Consider the following 17440-nt stretch of genomic DNA (forward strand, 5'->3'; position numbering starts at 1 on the left):
ATTTTTGCGCTGATTGATTCTTCACGCCGATTCGCGCAAGCGCTATGGTGCTGATTCGCGGTCCGGGGACGAGGCCCGGCGCACGCATCAGGGCGGTCTTGCATTCAGGCGGCGAAGAGGACCAAGACATGCCGGGGGATAACCCGCCTTGCGCGGGACAGGCCGTTTCCGGCGGCCGAAACGATTCGAAGACCACAGGCTCCGCTGCCAGGGGCGGCAGCCTTTTATGGCGCGCCGGCAGCCGCGTCGGGGTGCTGCTTGCTTCTTCGGCGCTGGCTGGTCCGCTGCTTGGCTTTGCAGCACATGCCCAAACCCGCGTGGCGCAAAAAGCCGGGCTGTCGGTCAGCACGGTCGAGGTCATGCAACTCGCCATGTTCGTCGGCGTCATGGGGGCGGCATTGCTGTCGGCCATCGTTCTGATCCGCGAAAGGGCGCGCACCTCGGCGGAAAATGCCGAACTCAGGACCCGCATCGCCGACGTCAATGCCGCGCTGCAGCGCTCAGAGGCGCTGCTCCATTCCCGCGACCAGCGCGTGGTCGTATGGGCTGCCGAAAACAAGAAACCCGAGCTTGTCGGGACATTGCCGATCGAGAGCGGCGCGCCGGAGGACCGTGCTGCCTTCCTGGCGTTCGGCCGCTGGCTGATGCCGCGTTCGGCGGCGGCGCTCGAGCACGCCGTGGCGGCACTGCGGGAAAAGGCAAAGCCCTTCGATCTCGTCATCGAATCGCAGGCCGGCCAGCCGCTCGAGGTTCATGGCCGCAAGAGTGCGGCGCATGTGCTGGTTCGCTTCGTCTCGCTTTCGGAGACACAGCGAAGCCAGGCCAGGCTGAAGATCGAGAACCAGCGCCTCGCCGCCGACCATGAGACCCTGATCGGGCTTCTGGATGCGCTCAAGATGCCGTCATGGCTGCGCACCGTCGACGGGCGGCTGAAATGGGTCAATCGGTCCTATGCCGAAGCGGTCGAGGCCGAGAATGCCGAAGCGGCGGTTCGTGATGGCAAGGAATTCCTCGGCGGCCAGGCGCGCGAGACGATCGCTGCGCAGCACAAGTCGCATCCCGTCTTCGAACAGACGCTCTCCACGGTGATCGAAGGCGACCGCCGTAGGTTTGCCGTGACCGATTTTGCCGGGGCGGACGGTTCGGCTGGTCTTGCCTGCGACATCAGCGCCATCGAGGCCATCCGTGGCGAATATGAGCGGACCGTGCAGAGCCACGCCGATACGCTCGATCAGCTCAACACAGCCGTGGCGATTTTCGATACCGACGAGAAATTGCGGTTTTTCAATCAGGCGTTCCAGAAACTATGGGGCCTCGACAGCGGCTTCCTGCACAGCGCGCCGGATAACGCCTTGCTGCTCGACCGCCTACGCAGCGAAGGCAAGATCGCCGAGCAGCCCGAATGGCGGCGCTGGAAAGAGAGCTTGCTCGGCGCTTACCGCGCGGTTGAATCGCAGGAGCATTGGTGGCATCTGCCGGACGGCAAGACCATTCGCGTCGTCGCCAACCCGCAGCCCAAGGGCGGCGTGACCTGGGTGTTCGAGAACCTGACCGAGAAGATGGACCTTGAAAGCCGCTACCAGACCGCGGTACGGGTCCAGGGCGAGACGCTCGACAACCTCGCCGAAGGCGTCGCTGTGTTCGGCCCCGACGGCAGGCTGAGATTGTCGAACCCGGCTTTTGCCGCACTGTGGGGGCTGGATGCCGATGCCTCAAAACCCAACGTCCATGTCTCGACGATCCGCGACCTTTGCGACCGCCGTGCCGTCGACAGTCCGTGGGGCGGGTTCGTTGCCGCCATCACCGGCTTCGACGACGAGCGCCGCGACCGTCACGGCCAGACCGAATTGAACAACGGCACTGTTTTGCGCTACGCGGCAATCCCTTTGCCCAACGGCCAGGTGATGATGACCTTCGTCGACGTTACCGACAGCGTCAATGTCGAGCGGGCGCTGAAGGACAAGAACGAGGCGCTGGAAAAGTCCGACCAGATCAAGAACGAGTTCGTGCAGCACGTCTCCTATGAGCTGCGCTCGCCACTCACCAACATCATCGGCTTTACCGAGCTTCTTTCACTGCCGTCGACTGGCCCGTTGAATCAGAAGCAACGCGAATATGTCGGGCATGTCGGCTCGTCCTCCTCGGTCCTGCTCACCATCGTCAACGACATCCTCGATCTGGCGACGGTGGATGCCGGAATCATGGAACTCGACATTTCCGAAGTTCACATCGATCGAACCATTACAGCCGCCGCCGAACTGGTCGCCGACCGGCTGGAGGAACATGCGATCAAGCTTAGGATCGACGCGGCGGCCGCGCCGAAAACCTTCCACGGCGACGAGATCCGCATCCGCCAGATCCTCTACAATCTGCTCAGCAATGCCGCCAATTACGCACCGGAGGCGAGCACCATAACGCTCGCCTGCCGCCAACTTGCCGACGGCGTGGAATTTTCCGTTCACGATGACGGCCCCGGCATGCCGCCGGACCTGCTTGACTCGGTGTTCCGGCGCTTCGAGCCGCGCACCAATGGCGGTCGCCGCCGTGGCGCCGGGCTCGGCCTGTCGATCGTCAAGAGCTTTGTCGAACTGCATGGCGGCAGCGTCCGCATCGAGACAGGCAGGGATAAGGGCACCACGGTTATTTGCGCCTTTCCCGACACGCCGTCCGGCATCCGCGCGGCGGCCGAGTAGCGCGTTCGATGGCGGTATTGGTGCTGGAGCGTTTTCTCGCCGACGAGGCTGCGACGGCAAGGCTTGGCGAGGATCTCGCCATGTCGCTGCGCCTCGGCGACGTGCTGGCCCTCAAGGGCGATCTCGGCGCCGGCAAGTCGACCCTGGCGCGGGCGCTGATCAGGGCACTGGCCGACGATGCCGGCCTCGACGTGCCGAGCCCGACCTTCACGCTGGTCCAGAGCTACGACACGCGTGTGCCGGTCCATCATTTCGACCTTTACCGGCTGGGCACGGCATCCGAGCTGGACGAGCTGGGTTTCGACGAGGCGCTGACGCAAGGCGCTGCGCTGGTCGAATGGCCGGAGCGGGCAGAGGCATATTTGCCGAAAACTTCGGTGCTGGTCGAACTCCTCCAGCAGGGCGACGGCCGCCTGGCGAGACTGTCGGGACAGGGCGCCGCCTTCGAGCGCGCGGCGCGATCGCTGGCCATGCGGGATTTTCTCGGGCAGGCCGGTTGGGGCGAAGCGCAGCGGCGATATTTCATCGGTGATGCCTCGGCCCGCTCTTACGAGATCGTCACGCTTGCCGGATTTCCGCCACGCGTGCTGATGAACTCGCCAAGGCTGGTGCTCGGACCGCCAGTCCGCGACGGCAAACCCTATGCCGAGATCGCTCACACCGCGCAATCCGTTTCGGCTTTCGTCGCCATCGACCGGGCCTTGCGGGCCGGTGGCGTCAGCGTCCCGGAAATTCATGCCCAGGATCCCGACCAGGGTTTTCTTCTGCTGGAACATCTCGGTTCCCAAGGGTTTCTCGGCAAGCGCGGCCAGCCGGTGGCTGAGCGTTATGCGGCGGCGGCCGAACTGCTTGCCATGATGCACGGCAAAACATGGCCCGCCCGCATGCAGGCCGGCCCCGGCGCCTTCCACGAGGTGCCGCCTTTCGACCGCGACGCTATGATGATCGAGGCCGAATTGCTGGTCGACTGGTATGTGCCGGCGATATCAGGCGCTCCGCCAAGCGAGGCGTTGCGCACCGGCTATCGCAGTGAATGGAATGCGGTGCTCGACCGACTCAAGGAGCGCGAATACACACTGATGCTGCGCGACTTTCATTCGCCCAACCTGATCTGGCGTGGTGAACGTTCCGGTCACGATCGCCTCGGCGTCGTCGATATCCAGGATGCGCTGATCGGTCCGTCCGCCTACGACGTCGCCTCGCTCGCCATGGACGCGCGCGTCACCATCTCACCTGAAATCGAAAAGCACACGCTCGCCGCCTATATCGCCGCGCGACGCGCGGCCGGCGTCTTCGACGAAGACGAATTCCTCGAAACCTATGCAATCATGGCCGCACAGCGCAATTCCAAGATACTCGGCATCTTCGTGCGGCTCGAAAAACGCGACGGCAAGCCTTATTATCTGAAGCACCTGCCGCGCATCCGCGATTATCTTCGCCGGGCGCTGGCGCAGCCGGCGCTGGCCGGGCTGCAGGATTTCTACATCGCCCACGGCTTGCTGGAGGAACGGTCGATTTGACGACTAAGGATTTGGGCCTGAAGGCGTCGGACGAGGGACCGATGCCCACGACCGCCATGGTGCTCGCCGCCGGGCTCGGCAAGCGCATGCGGCCGATAACCGAGACGATGCCGAAGCCGCTCATCAAGGTCGCCGGCAAGGCATTGCTCGACTGGGGGCTGGACAGCCTTGCCGAGGCAGGCGTCGCCAAGGCCGTCGTCAACGTCCATTACCTGCCGCAACAGATCATGGACCATGTTGCCAAGCGCAGCGTGCCGAAAATTGTCATATCTGATGAGAGCAGCGGCCTGCTCGACTCTGCCGGTGGTATCGTCAAGGCACTGCCCAGTTTGCGGGCACCCTTCTATGTGCTCAATGCCGACACCTTCTGGATCGACAGCGGCGTTTCCAACCTCAGGCGTCTTGCCCTTGCATGGAAGGGCGCGACAATGGACATTCTGCTGATGCTTGCGGATCTCCAGTCAGCAACCGGACATAGCGGCGGCACCGATTTCCTGATGGCGCCGGGCGGCGCCTTGCGGCGTGCAAACAAAGATCCGGCTGGCCTGATCTATGCCGGCGCCGCAATCGTCCATCCGCGCATCTTCAAGGATGCGCCGGCCGGCCCGCTGTCGCTTAACGCCTATTTCGATGCGGCCATCGCCGCCGGCCGCCTGTTCGGTATGACGATGCGTGGCCATTGGATCACTGTCGGCACGCCTGACGCGATCCCGCGGGCGGAAGCAGTGGTCGCCGCCGCGCTTGCCGGGTCGCCCGATGCTCTTGCTGAGGCACCCGGCGCTCTTACCGAGTCGAAATGAGCGGCTCCCGCCGCGTTTTCTCGATCCCGCCTGGAGCGCCGTTCCTGCCGACGCTGGCCGAGGCGCTGCTTGCAGGGCGCCTTGTTCCCGGTTTTGCCTATGATGGCGATCCGCTGGTGCTGGCCGATCTCACCATTTACGTGCCGACGCGCCGTGCCGCGCGGGCGCTTCGCGGCGTCTTCGTCGATGCTCTCTCGCGATCGGGAAGCCGCTCGGCGATCCTGCCGGTCATCCGCCCACTTGGTGAGTTCGATGAAGATGAAGCCGCCTTCGAGGCAGGAGCTTCCGCCGCCATCGACCTTGCGCCGCCGATCGCCGCGGTCGAGCGCCTGTTGCTGCTTGCGCCGCTGGTGCGGGCGTGGAAACGCCGCCTGCCGGCACATGTCGCGGCATTGTTCGACGAGGAGATCGTCATCCCGGCTTCGGCGGCCGACGCCATCTGGCTGGCGCGCGACCTTGCACGCCTGATGGATGAGATCGAGACCGAAGGCACGGATTGGGCGAGGCTCGCCGATCTTGTAACCGGCAACCTGGCAGGCTGGTGGCAGGTGACGCTCGATTTCCTGACCATCGTGACCGAGAACTGGCCGAAGCTCCTCGAGGAACGCCATCGCTCCAATCCGGCCGCGCATCGCAATGCCCTGATAAGGCTGGAGGCGGCGCGGCTGAAGCGCAATCCGCCCGCCGGACCGGTGATCGCCGCCGGTTCCACCGGGTCTATCCCCGCCACGGCCGAGCTGCTTGCCGCGATCGCCGGTTTGCCCAATGGCGCCGTCGTGCTGCCCGGCCTCGACCGGACGCTGGACGAACCGTCCTTTGCCGCGATTACCGCACCGGGTGTGCGCCCGGCCTTGCTTGGCCACCCGCAATACGGTCTGGCAAAGTTGATCGGCAAGATCGGCGTGCTGCGCGCCGATGTCGACGAGATTGCTGTTGCGCCGCGGCCGCTTACGCTGCGCGCCGCACTTGTCGGCGAGGCCCTGCGGCCGGCGGAAACCACCGAACTCTGGGCCGAGACGCGCGCCCGCTTCACCGCCGGCGATATTGCCGAGGCCTTCGCCGGTGTGACGCTTCTCGAAGCTGCCAGCGAACGCGACGAAGCCGTGGCGATCGCCGTCGCGCTCAAACAGGCTGTCGAACGGCCCGGCCGGCGCGCCGCACTCGTCACCGGCGACCGCGCGCTGGCGCGGCGCGTCTCAGTCGAGCTGTTGCGCTTCGGCGTCGCCGCCGACGATTCCGGCGGTACGCCGCTCATCAACACGCCAGCCGCCGGCCTGCTCAGGCTGGCGCTTCAAGCGGCGTTCCGTCCGGGCGACCCGGTCGCCTTGCTGTCGCTGCTCAAGCACCCCCTGCTCGGCCTCGGTTTGGAGCGGGCAAGCGTCCGCCATGCGGCCGAAATCGTCGAACTGGTGGCGCTGCGTGGCGGCACCGGGCGCCCGGATGTCGCGTCGCTGCCGCAACTCTTCGATGCCCGGCTCCTCGAATTCGACGACGGCGGCGATCGCCGCCGACCCTTCTGGCGGCCGCGGCTCTCGGGCAGGCGCATCGAACAAGCCCGCGATCTTCTGATCCGGCTAACTGCTGCACTGGCGCCGCTGCTTGCCTTTCGCGGCGAGGAGAATGCTGATCTTGCCACGCTTGTCCGGGCCAGCGTCGTCGCGCTCGAAAGCCTCGGCCGTGCTGCCGATGAAAGCCTGAGCGAGCTCTATGCCGGCGATGCGGGCGAAAAGCTGGCGGAGTTGCTGCGCGGGCTGGTCGCCGCGTCGGCATGGTTCTCCTTCGCGGCGGACGAATGGCCTGATGTGATGGAGGCGCTGATCGCGCCCGAAACGGTCAAGCCGGCGCAGGGCACCGACAGGAACATCGCCATCTGGGGCGTGCTGGAAGCGCGGCTTCAGGACGTCGATACGCTGGTCGTCGGCGGGCTCAACGAAGGCGTGTGGCCGCGCAAGCCGGAGAGTGACCGCTTCATGTCGCGGCTGATGAAGACCGGCATCGATCTCGAACCACCCGAACGGCGCATCGGCCTTGCCGCCCATGATTTCCAGATGGCGATGGGCGCGAAAAACGTGGTGCTGGCGCGCTCCGCCCGCTCCGGCGACGCACCGTCGGTGCCGTCGCGCTGGCTGCAGCGTATCCTTACCTTCGTCGGCGAGGAGCACGCTGCGGCACTTCGTCGGCGCGGCGATGAACTGCTTGCCTGGGCACGGGCACTCGATGCCGGCGAAAAGCAGGATTTTGCGCCGCGGCCGCAGCCGAAACCGCCGCTCGCCGTGCGGCCGCACCATTTCTCGGTCACCGAGATCGAAACGCTACGGCGCGATCCTTATGCCGTCTACGCCAAAAGGATCCTCCGCCTGATGCCGCTCGATCCGGTCGTTCGCGATCCGGGCGCTGCCGAGCGCGGCACGCTGTTTCACGCCATTCTGCACCTCTTCTCAGCGAGGGTGGCCGACCCGCGCACGCCAGAGGCGCTGGATGGACTTATCGCCGCCGGGCGCTCCTGCTTTGCCGAGGCGGCCCTGCCGGCCGATGTCGAGGCGGTGTGGTGGCCACGCTTCGAAAAGCTTGCCGCCGGCATCATCGAATGGGAGCGCGGCCGGGCCGCAGCGGTGGCACGGCGGCACGCCGAGGAACGCGCCGAAAAGACCGGCGTCGGCCGATCCGGCGTGACCCTGTCCGGCTATGCCGATCGTATCGATCTGCTGGCCGGCGGCATGGCCGACATTCTCGATTACAAGACCGGCTCCTCGCCATCCAAGGCGCAGGCGCACACGCTATTGTCGCCGCAGCTCGCGCTGGAGGGCGCATTGCTGCGGCGCGGCGCCTTCAAGGAGCTTGGCGCACGCGAGCCGTCGCAACTGGCCTTCGTGCGGCTGAGGCCGAATGGCGAGGTGTTCGAGGAATCGATCCTCGAATACAACCGCAAGCCGCGAACCGCTGCCGATCTCGCCGAAGAGGCGTGGGCGCGGTTGGAAAAACTGCTGATCCACTATGCCGACCCGACGACCGGCTATTTGTCGCGGGCGTTGCCGTTCCGCGAGGGCGAGACCGACGGCGACTACGACCATCTCGCCCGCGTGCTCGAATGGTCCGCCGGCGGCGACGCCGACGACGAGGGAGGGGAGGCATGAAGAAGGCCTATCCAATCCCGAGTGACACCGCCGCCAGCCAGGCGAGCGCCTCCGATCCGCAAAATTCCGCCTGGGTGTCGGCCAATGCCGGATCGGGCAAGACCCATGTTCTCGCCCAGCGCGTCATCCGGCTGCTGCTGCGCGGCACCGATCCGTCCAAGATCCTGTGCCTGACCTATACGCGTGCCGCCGCCGCCAACATGTCGAACCGGGTGTTTTCGACCCTGTCGCAATGGACAGCACTTGGCGACGCCGAGCTCTCGACACGGATAGAGGCGCTGGACGGCCGCCAGCCCGATCGCGAGACCATGCGCCGGGCGCGACGGCTGTTTGCCGAGGCGCTGGAAACACCGGGCGGGCTGAAGATCCAGACCATCCACGCCTTCTGCGAATCGGTGCTGCATCAGTTCCCGCTGGAAGCCAACATCCCCGCGCATTTCGAAATGCTCGATCCGCAAATGGAGGCTTCGCTGTTCGCCGCTGCCCGCCGCGACATGATTTCGGGCGGCGTTGCAGGCGATGCGGCATTGGCCGAGGCTTTTGCCACCGTGCTGGAGCGCGGTGGCGAACATGGGCTCGACGCACTGCTGTCCGAGATTGTGCGCAAGCGCGACGGTTTGCGCGTCTTCATCGTCGCGGCCGGCGGCGATGGTTTTCAGGCGCTGTTCGATGAGTTCCACTTCCGCACCGGCCAAACCGCCGAAGGCATAGCCGCCTCGGTCTGGCCGCTGCCCGGCTTCCTGCCGGATTATCTCGTCACCTTTTCCCGGGCGGCCGAGGCTGCCGATGCGCGCATCGTGCTGAACAATCTGCTGCCCTACGCCCGTCTTGCCTTCGCCGAGGATGACGCCGTCCGACGTCTGCATCTGCTTGCCAAGGCTTTCCTGAGGGCCGACGGCGAGCCCTATGATCCGGCAAAGACGTTCAAGAAGGCGTTGCTCGACCGGCTGCCCGACCTTGCCGAGCGCTATCTGGCGGCGGTCGACGCCATTCTCGAAATCTCCGACCGGCTGGCCTTGTTCAGGATGCTGGAAGGCACGCGTGCGGCGCTGACCATCGCCGACTGGCTGATCGCCCGCTACGAGCAGTTGAAGCGCGCCCGCGGCTTTCTCGACTTCAACGACCTGATCACCCGCACCGTCAACCTGCTGGCACGGCCCGATGCCGGCCCATGGGTGCAATACAAGCTCGACCAAGGGATCGACCACATCCTGCTCGACGAGGCGCAGGACACCAGTCCCGACCAGTGGGAGGTGGTCAAGCGGCTGGCGGAGGAGTTCTTTGCCGGGCTCGGCGCGCGCGACGCCGTCCACCGTACGATCTTTGCCGTCGGTGACGAAAAGCAGTCGATCTATTCCTTCCAGGGTGCCGCCCCAGATTCGTTTGCCGACAGCCGGCTTTTGTTTGCCGGCAAAGTTCGTGGTGCCGACGCCGCCTTCGCCGATCTCAAACTTACCTGGTCGTTCCGCTCGACCGACGACGTGCTTGCGGCGGTGGATCGCGTCTTTGTCGATCCGATCGTGCGGCGCGGCATCAGCCATGATCCCGATCCGCTCGACCATAAGGCGATCCGCACCGATGCGTCGGGTTACGTCGAGGTCTGGCCGTCGATCGGCGCCGATGTCGTCGACGAACCCGACGACTGGACGCAAGCGGTCGACCATGCCCACGCGCCGGCGGTGCGCGTTGCCGAAAACGTCGCAGCAACCATTGCCGGCTGGATCGGCAGCGGTGAGGTCATCGAAGGCCGCGGCAAGAAACTTCGGCCCGGCAATGTGCTGGTGCTGGTGCGCAAGCGCGACCGCTTCGTCCATGCGCTGACGCGGGCGCTGAAGCGCCGCGACATTCCGGTGGCCGGCGCCGACCGGCTCAGCCTGCCCGGACACATCGCGGTGAAGGACCTGATCGCACTCGGCCATTTTCTCATCCAGCCCGAAGATGATTTGTCGCTCGCCGCCGTGCTGCGCAGCCCGATCTTCGATATCTCGGAAGAGATGCTTTTCGCCCTCGCTTCCGAGAGGCCGCCCGCTGTCTCCTTGATCGCTTCGCTGCGCCGGCATGCCGGCGAAAGCGAGACCTTGGCCGCCGTCGTCAGCCGGCTCGACACATGGTCGAACGAAGCCGCATTCAAGCCGGTGTTCGAATTTTATGCCGGAGCTCTCGCCCGCGACGGCCTGCGCAAGAAGATGATCGCGCGGCTCGGGCCGGAGGCCGGCGATATCCTCGACGAATTCCTCAATTTCTGCCTGGCCGAGGAGCGGACCGGCCTGCCCGGACTGGAGTCCTTCCTGTCGACGCTGGAAAACGCCGGCCCCGAGATCAAGCGCGAGATGGACCAGACCCGCGACGAGGTTCGCGTCATGACCGTGCATGCCGCCAAAGGCCTGGAAGCGCCGGTGGTATTCCTGGTCGATGGCGGCTCCGCGCCGTTCAGCGACCAGCATCTGCCGAGATTGATGCCGTTCGAAGGCTCGGGCGACTGCTGGGATGGCAAGGGCTATCTCTGGCGTTCGGCCAGCGATGTTGCCAATGGATTTTCACGCGCCGCATCGGCCCGCGCCCGCGAGCTCGCCGACGACGAATACCGCCGGCTGCTCTATGTCGGCATGACCCGCGCCGAGGATCGGCTGATCGTCTGCGGCTACCATGGCAAGCGGGCGCCGAACACCGGCACCTGGCATTCGATCGTCAGCCGCGCGTTGGTCGGCGCCGCCGAAAGCGAGGAACGGCGGCACCCCGCTACCGCCGAAGCCGTGCACCGCTTTCAGGTGACGAAGCTGCCGCCCATGCCACTGGCGGCAGTGGATGAAGCACGGCAGGTGGAACGCGCCGCTCCGTTGCCGAAAACCCTGTTCCAGCCGCTGCCGCCCTTCGAGGAGCTGCCGCGGCCGTTGTCGCCATCCGGCGCCTCGGTGCTGATCGACGAAGCGAGGCAAGCCGTAGTCGACACGCGTTCGCCGGTACTGGACGCCGAGGCGGAGCCCGGCTTTGCCGTGATGCGCGGGCTGGCGCTGCACAAATTGCTGCAGATGCTGCCCGGCATCGCCGCGGGCGAACACCGGGATGCTGCCGAACGCTACCTGGCGCGCGCCGGCGCGGAATGGCCGGAAGACGAGCGCGAAAAAGCCTTGGCCGCGGTTTCCAGAATTCTTGCCGACAGCCGCTTCGCGCCGCTGTTTGCACCAAACTCGCGTGCCGAGGTCGCGATCATGGGCAGCCTGGAGGTGCGGGGAAAACTACGCTCGATCTCCGGCAAGATCGACCGGCTGGCGGTAACGCCCGGCAGCGTGTCGATCGTCGACTACAAGACCAACCGGCCGGCGCCGGCGATGCTCTCCGAAGTACCGCCCGCCTATGTTCTGCAGCTCGCACTCTATCGCGCGCTGCTTCAGCCGCTCTATCCGGGACGCGAGGTCTCGGCGGCACTGCTGTTCACCGAGGCGTCGCGGCTGATCGAGCTGCCGGCGGCAGTCATGGACGGTGCCCTTGCTCGACTCACGGGAGCGTGACACAACACCTGCTTGAAGAAAGACGCGATCACCACCACATTTGGTGCGACGAAAAAATCGAAAGGATCTCAGCATGGCCACCGTCAAGGTCGACAAGAGCAATTTCCAGGCCGACGTGCTCGACGCCAAGGAGCCCGTCGTGGTCGATTTCTGGGCGGAGTGGTGCGGCCCGTGCAAGATGATCGCCCCGGCGCTCGAGGACATCGCCATCGAACTCGGCAGCAAGGTGAAGATCGCCAAGCTCAACATCGATGAGAATCCTGAGCTGGCCGCGCAGTTCGGCGTGCGCTCGATCCCGACGCTGATGATCTTCAAGGGCGGCGAAGTCGCCGACATGAAGGTCGGTGCTGCGCCGAAGACCGCATTGTCGCACTGGATCAACGGCAGTCTCGCCTGATCCGATTGAAATTTTGCAGAACAGCCCGGCCTCGCGCCGGGCTTTTTCTTGGCGTCACCGATCCGCAGATCTGGCACTCGCCACTTGCCGTCTCATGCTCTTGTCTGGCTTAAAGCAGGAGAAGCGACATGACCGGATCCGCCAAGGCCACCGTCTTCATCGACAATGAGCGCGTCATCGTCACCGAATACCGCTTCGCCCCGGGCGACAACACCGGCTGGCACCGCCATGGCCACGACTACGTGATCGTGCCACTGACCGACGGCAAGGTGAAGCTCCTGACCAAGGACGGCGAATCCTTCGCCGAAATGAAGAAGGGTGCGCCCTATTTCCGCAACGAGGGCGTCGAACATGACGTCATCAGCGCAAATGATGGCGAATTCGCCTTCATCGAGGTCGAGCTGAAGTAATCCACCAACGTGTCGGCTGCGCCGCCATAAGCGTCCGGCAAGGCGCGATCACCAATCCGCGATACGATCGCCTCCGACGAATTGCGCACTTTCTTTCGTATATTCGAACAGTTCTATCTTCACGCCGTTAGGGTCGCGAATCCAAGCCTGGTACGTGTCATCGCACGCGCGTTTCTTTGAAGTGACTTCAACGCCCTTCGACCGCACATGCGCGATTGCGGCGTCGATGTTTTCCACTTCGAGGCAGAAATGGTTGATCTGGTTCAAGTCGCTATAACTCGCATGGTCTTTCTGGAACACCTCGACGTGACTACGGCTGTCGCAATTGAGGTAGAAACCGAAAATCTTCCCGTCGCGCAGGAAATTGAACTGGGTGTCCATGCCGAGGACGTCCCGATAGAAGCTTCGCGTCACTTCCAGGTCATTCGCGAAAATGCACACGTGAGCAAGCTGCTTTACCTTGATCATGACTGGCTCCTCGCGGTGGTCTGATAGGTCTGGCGTCATCGCGGCCCGGGCGAACGCACGCCTCAGGTCGGCGGCGTGCCGTTTTCGGCCAGTACCGCGCCGGCAAGGTAAAGCGATCCGCCGATCAGGATGCGCGGCGGCGGTCCGTCCCATGTATCGCGCAGCAGCATCAGTGCATTGGCGACGGAACTCACCGGCTCGGCTGACAGGCCGGCCTCGGTGGCGCGGGTCGCCAGTTCGTCATTCGGAACTCCGGCCTCGCTCAGGCTCACCGGCACGGTGTAGACATGCCGGACCAGCCCTTTGAAGGCACGGAAATAGCCGCTCTGGTCCTTGGTGTTGATCATGCCCGAGATCAGGAACAGCGGACGCGGGTTCTTTTCCTCCTGCTCGGCCAGCGCCTCGGCGACGACCACGCCGGCGCCGGGATTATGGCCGCCGTCGAGCCAGATGTCGGCGCCCTTCGGTGCCAGTTCGCTCAGCTTGCCTTGCGGCAACTTCTGCATACGGCCCGGCCAGACGACGCTGGCCATCGCCTTCTCGGCAGCGCGGTGGCTGATCTCGAAGCCCGCCGCCTTGACGGCCGCGATCGCCGCGGCCGCATTGGCGAATTGGTGGCGCCCCGGCAGGCGCGGCGGCGGCAGGTCCATCAATCCGTCTTCGTCCTGATAGACCATGCGGCCGTTTTCCTCATAGGCGAGGAAATCCTGGCCATAGACGAAGGCGGGACAGTCAAGCCGCTCGGCGGTTTCGATAAGCACCTGCTGCGCCGTCTCGCTTTCCTGCGCGCCGATGACGACCGGGCAACCACGCTTGATGATGCCGGCCTTTTCGGCGGCGATCAGTTCGACACGGTCGCCGAGATAGGCTTCGTGGTCGAGCGAGACCGGCATGATCACCGACACCGCCGGCTCGGCGATGACATTGGTGGCGTCGAAGCGGCCGCCAAGGCCGACCTCAAGGATGACCGCGTCGGCCGGATGTTCGGAAAACAAAAGGAAGGTGACGGCGGTGAGGATTTCGAAGACGGTGATCTTCTGACCTTGATTGGCCTCGGCAACACGAGCGATGGCTTCGGCGAAGACCTTGTCGTCCACCAGCCTGCCGCCGCCATCGGCGGCTAGCCGGTAGCGCTCGTGCCAGTTCACTAAGTGTGGCGAAGTGTGGACGTGGACGCGGTAGTCGGCTGCTTCGAGCAGCGCCCGCGAAAAAGCGGCACAGGAGCCCTTGCCGTTGGTGCCGGCGATGTGGATGACCGGCGGCAACTGGTCCTGCGGGTTGCCGAGGCGTTCGAGCAGCCGCGAAATGCGGTCGAGCGAAAGGTCGAAGCCCTTCGGGTGAAGCGCCATCAGGCTTTCGATTTCGCGGTCGGCGGCAAGCGTGGTCATGAAGGAATCCTAAGCGCGCGCACAACGGCACACAACAGCCGCTCGCGCCGCCTGATGTCGCGTCAGGCTTGCGGCCGGGCTTCGGCCGGGATCGCCACCGGCGGCAGGATTTCCGGCTCCTGTGGTTTTTGCTCTTCCGGCAGCTTGAGCAGCATTCTCAGCAGCCGCGCAACCGTCTGGCGCATCTCCAGCCGCGACACCACCATGTCGACCATGCCGTGTTCCATCAGATATTCGGCGCGCTGGAAGCCGTCGGGCAGCTTTTCGCGGATGGTCTGCTCGATGACGCGCGGTCCGGCAAAGCCGATCAGCGCCCCGGGCTCGGCAATGTGCACGTCGCCCAGCATGGCGTAAGAGGCGGTGACGCCGCCGGTCGTCGGGTTGGTCAGGACGACGATGTAGGGAAGGCCGGCCTCCTTCAGCCTGTCGACGCCAATCGTGGTCCGCGGCAGCTGCATGAGCGACAGGATGCCTTCCTGCATGCGGGCGCCGCCGGAGGCCGCAAACAGGATCAGCGGCCGCTTGCGCTGCAAGGCGACCTCGAAACCATGCACAATGGCGTCGCCGGCCGCCATGCCGAGCGACCCGCCCATGAAGGCAAAATCCTGCACAGTCACCACCACCGGCAGGCCCTCTACCGTGCCCAGCGCATTGATGATGGCATCTTCCAGGCCGGTCTTGGCCTTGGCATCCTTCAGCCGGTCTACATAGCGCTTCTCGTCGCGGAACTTGAGTGGATCCTGCACCACCTTGGGGTTCTCGAGCGTTTCGTATTTGCCGTCATCGAGGAAGAATTTCAGCCGCTCCTTGGCCGAGATTTTCATATGGTGGCCGGAGGACGGGATGACGAACTGATTCTGCTCCAGATCCTTGTGGAACACCATTTCGCCGGTCTCGGGATCCTTGATCCACAGGTTTTCCGGCATGTCGGTGCGGCGGCCGAGCATCGAATTGATCTTCGGGCGGACGTAATTGGTGATCCAGTTCATCGCTTCGGCTCCTGTCCTTACGAAGACGTAGGAAGACTATTCGGCGGCAGCAAGGCGGGCGGCCCGCACCCCTTGCGAAAGGCCGCTGACCAGCGTGGCGACGGCCTCGGCCGGATCGGCGGTCTTTTCGCCTTTTGGCCCCAGCACGTTGGCGACCGCATTGACGATCGCGGTGCCGACGACGACGCCGTCGGCCGACGCGCCGATGGTGCGCGCCTGCTCGGCCGTCTTGACGCCGAAGCCGACGCAGACCGGCAGGTCGGTATGGCTCTTGATGCGCTTGACCGCTGCCGCCACTTTGCCGGTGTCGGCCAGCGCCGAACCGGTGATGCCGGTCATCGAGACGTAGTAGACGAAACCCGACGTGTTCTGCAGCACCTTGGGCAGGCGCTTGTCATCGGTGGTCGGCGTCGCCAGCCGGATGAAATTGATGCCGGCCTTGAGTGCCGGGATGCAAAGCTCCTCGTCCATCTCCGGCGGCAGGTCGACGACGATCAGCCCGTCGATGCCACTTGCCAGCGCGTCGCTCAGGAAGCGCTCGACGCCGTAGATGTAGATCGGATTGTAATAGCCCATCAAAACGATCGGCGTTTCACTGTCGCCGGCGCGGAATTCCGACGCCATCTTCAGCGTCTTGACCAGCGTCTGGCCGCCCTTCAGCGCGCGCAGCCCTGCCGCCTGGATCGCCGGGCCGTCGGCCATCGGATCGGAAAACGGCATGCCGAGCTCGATGATGTCGCTGCCGGCGCCGGGCAGCGCCTTCATGATCGAGAGCGACGTGTCGTAGTCGGGGTCGCCGCCCATGAAATAGGTGACGAGCGCCGGGCGCCCTTCGGCCTTCAGCTTCGCCATGCGGCGGTCGATGCGCGTGGTCATGATCAGATCTCCATGCCCAGCATATTGGCCACCGTATGCACGTCCTTGTCGCCGCGGCCGGACAGATTGACGATGACGATCTGGTCCTTGTCCATGTCAGGCACGATCTTCACCGCATGGGCGATGGCATGGGCGGATTCCAGCGCCGGAATGATGCCTTCGACGCGCGTCGTCAGCTGAAACGCCTCCAGCGCCTCGTCGTCGAGGATCGGCACATAGTCGACGCGGCCGGAATCGCGCAGCCACGAATGCTCCGGCCCGACGCCGGGATAGTCGAGACCGGCCGAGATCGAGTGGCCGTCCATGATCTGCCCGTCGGCGTTCTGCAGCAGATAGGTGCGGTTGCCGTGCAGCACGCCGGGCGCGCCGGCACTCATCGATGCGCAATGCTCGATGCCGTCGAGGCCGCGGCCGCCGGCTTCGACGCCGATGATGCGCACCTGCCTGTCGTCGAGGAAGGGATGGAACAAGCCGATGGCGTTCGAGCCGCCGCCGACGGCGGCGATGATCGTATCCGGCAGCCGGCCTTCCTGCTCGAGGATCTGGGCGCGCGCTTCGGTGCCGATCACCGACTGGAAGTCACGCACCAGCTCCGGATAGGGGTGCGGGCCGGCGGCGGTGCCGATCAGGTAATAGGTATCCTCGACATTGGTCACCCAGTCGCGCAGCGCCTCGTTCATGGCGTCCTTCAGCGTGCCGTGGCCGGCGGTCACCGGCCGCACCTCGGCGCCCAGAAGCTTCATGCGAAAGACGTTGGGGCTTTGCCGGGCGACGTCGGTTGCACCCATATAGACGATACAGGGAAGGCCGAAGCGCGCTGCCACAGTAGCGGAAGCGACGCCATGCTGGCCGGCGCCGGTCTCGGCGATGATCCTCGTCTTGCCCATGCGCTTGGCGAGCAGGATCTGGCCGAGGCAGTTGTTGATCTTGTGCGAGCCGGTGTGGTTCAAATCCTCGCGCTTGAAATAGACCTTTGCGCCGCCACCGAGGCCCTTCGCCGAGGAGACCTCACGAAGATGCCTGGTCAGGCCTTCGGCGAAATAAAGCTTCGACGGACGCCCGGCATAATGCGTCGAGAGATCGGTCAGCTCGGCCTTGAAATCCGGGTCGTTCTTGACCTCGTTCCAGTGCCGCTCCAGCTCAAGGATCAGCGGCATCAGCGTTTCGGCAACGAAACGACCGCCAAAAATGCCGAACATGCCCTGCTCGTCGGTGCCGGTGCGGAAGGAATTCGGTGTCGCCGGCTTGTCCATCGC

At 64.9% G+C, this 17440-nt stretch carries 12 protein-coding genes; 7 read left to right on the top strand and 5 right to left on the bottom strand.

The annotated features are described in order from the left end of the window. Positions 1-128: 128 nt before the first annotated feature. The 7 genes from NKJ94_RS00270 to NKJ94_RS00300 all read left to right on the top strand — a co-directional run bounded on the left by NKJ94_RS00270 (position 129) and on the right by NKJ94_RS00300 (position 12463). Positions 129-2693, top strand: coding sequence for a sensor histidine kinase (locus NKJ94_RS00270; RefSeq protein ID WP_352522410.1), 2565 nt, complete (start codon positions 129-131; stop codon positions 2691-2693). An 8-nt stretch (positions 2694-2701) separates the two neighbouring features. After that, positions 2702-4213 (top strand): tRNA (adenosine(37)-N6)-threonylcarbamoyltransferase complex ATPase subunit type 1 TsaE, encoded by a 1512-nt coding sequence (gene tsaE, locus NKJ94_RS00275; RefSeq protein ID WP_352522411.1) that lies wholly within the window; start codon positions 2702-2704, stop codon positions 4211-4213. Positions 4214-4254: 41 nt separating this feature from the next. After that, entirely contained in the window at positions 4255-5013 is a 759-nt protein-coding gene (locus tag NKJ94_RS00280) for a nucleotidyltransferase family protein (protein WP_352522412.1), read from the top strand. Continuing rightward, complete coding sequence (addB, locus tag NKJ94_RS00285; protein WP_352522413.1) at positions 5010-8147, top strand: double-strand break repair protein AddB; 3138 nt, start codon at positions 5010-5012, stop codon at positions 8145-8147. Before NKJ94_RS00280 ends, addB begins: the two co-directional genes overlap by 4 nt. After that, entirely contained in the window at positions 8144-11656 is a 3513-nt protein-coding gene (addA, locus tag NKJ94_RS00290) for a double-strand break repair helicase AddA (RefSeq protein ID WP_352522414.1), read from the top strand. The genes addB and addA overlap by 4 nt, the downstream gene beginning before the upstream one ends. Positions 11657-11729: 73 nt before the next feature. Continuing rightward, the gene (trxA, locus tag NKJ94_RS00295; protein WP_352522415.1) at positions 11730-12053 is read left to right on the top strand and encodes a thioredoxin; all 324 of its coding nucleotides are present in this window, start codon (positions 11730-11732) and stop codon (positions 12051-12053) included. A 128-nt stretch (positions 12054-12181) separates the two neighbouring features. Then, on the top strand, positions 12182-12463 hold the full coding sequence (locus tag NKJ94_RS00300; protein WP_023718287.1) for a cupin domain-containing protein: 282 nt from the start codon (positions 12182-12184) through the stop codon (positions 12461-12463). Positions 12464-12511: 48 nt separating this feature from the next. On the opposite strand, the gene NKJ94_RS00305 is transcribed toward NKJ94_RS00300, so the two are convergent. From NKJ94_RS00305 to trpB, 5 genes are all read right to left on the bottom strand, one after another. Continuing rightward, positions 12512-12931, bottom strand: coding sequence for a VOC family protein (locus NKJ94_RS00305; protein ID WP_352522417.1), 420 nt, complete (start codon positions 12929-12931; stop codon positions 12512-12514). A gap of 62 nt (positions 12932-12993) precedes the next feature. After that, positions 12994-14319 (bottom strand): bifunctional folylpolyglutamate synthase/dihydrofolate synthase, encoded by a 1326-nt coding sequence (locus NKJ94_RS00310; protein ID WP_352522418.1) that lies wholly within the window; start codon positions 14317-14319, stop codon positions 12994-12996. Positions 14320-14381: 62 nt separating this feature from the next. Continuing rightward, the gene (accD, locus tag NKJ94_RS00315; protein WP_352522419.1) at positions 14382-15308 is read right to left on the bottom strand and encodes an acetyl-CoA carboxylase, carboxyltransferase subunit beta; all 927 of its coding nucleotides are present in this window, start codon (positions 15306-15308) and stop codon (positions 14382-14384) included. Positions 15309-15344: 36 nt separating this feature from the next. After that, positions 15345-16184, bottom strand: coding sequence for a tryptophan synthase subunit alpha (gene trpA, locus NKJ94_RS00320; protein WP_352522420.1), 840 nt, complete (start codon positions 16182-16184; stop codon positions 15345-15347). Between the two features lie 2 nt (positions 16185-16186). Next, entirely contained in the window at positions 16187-17437 is a 1251-nt protein-coding gene (trpB, locus tag NKJ94_RS00325) for a tryptophan synthase subunit beta (protein ID WP_352522421.1), read from the bottom strand. Positions 17438-17440 lie beyond the last annotated feature (3 nt).

It is taken from the genome of Mesorhizobium sp. M0060 (assembly GCF_040323155.1).
In the GTDB taxonomy this organism is placed as follows: Bacteria; Pseudomonadota; Alphaproteobacteria; order Rhizobiales; family Rhizobiaceae; genus Mesorhizobium.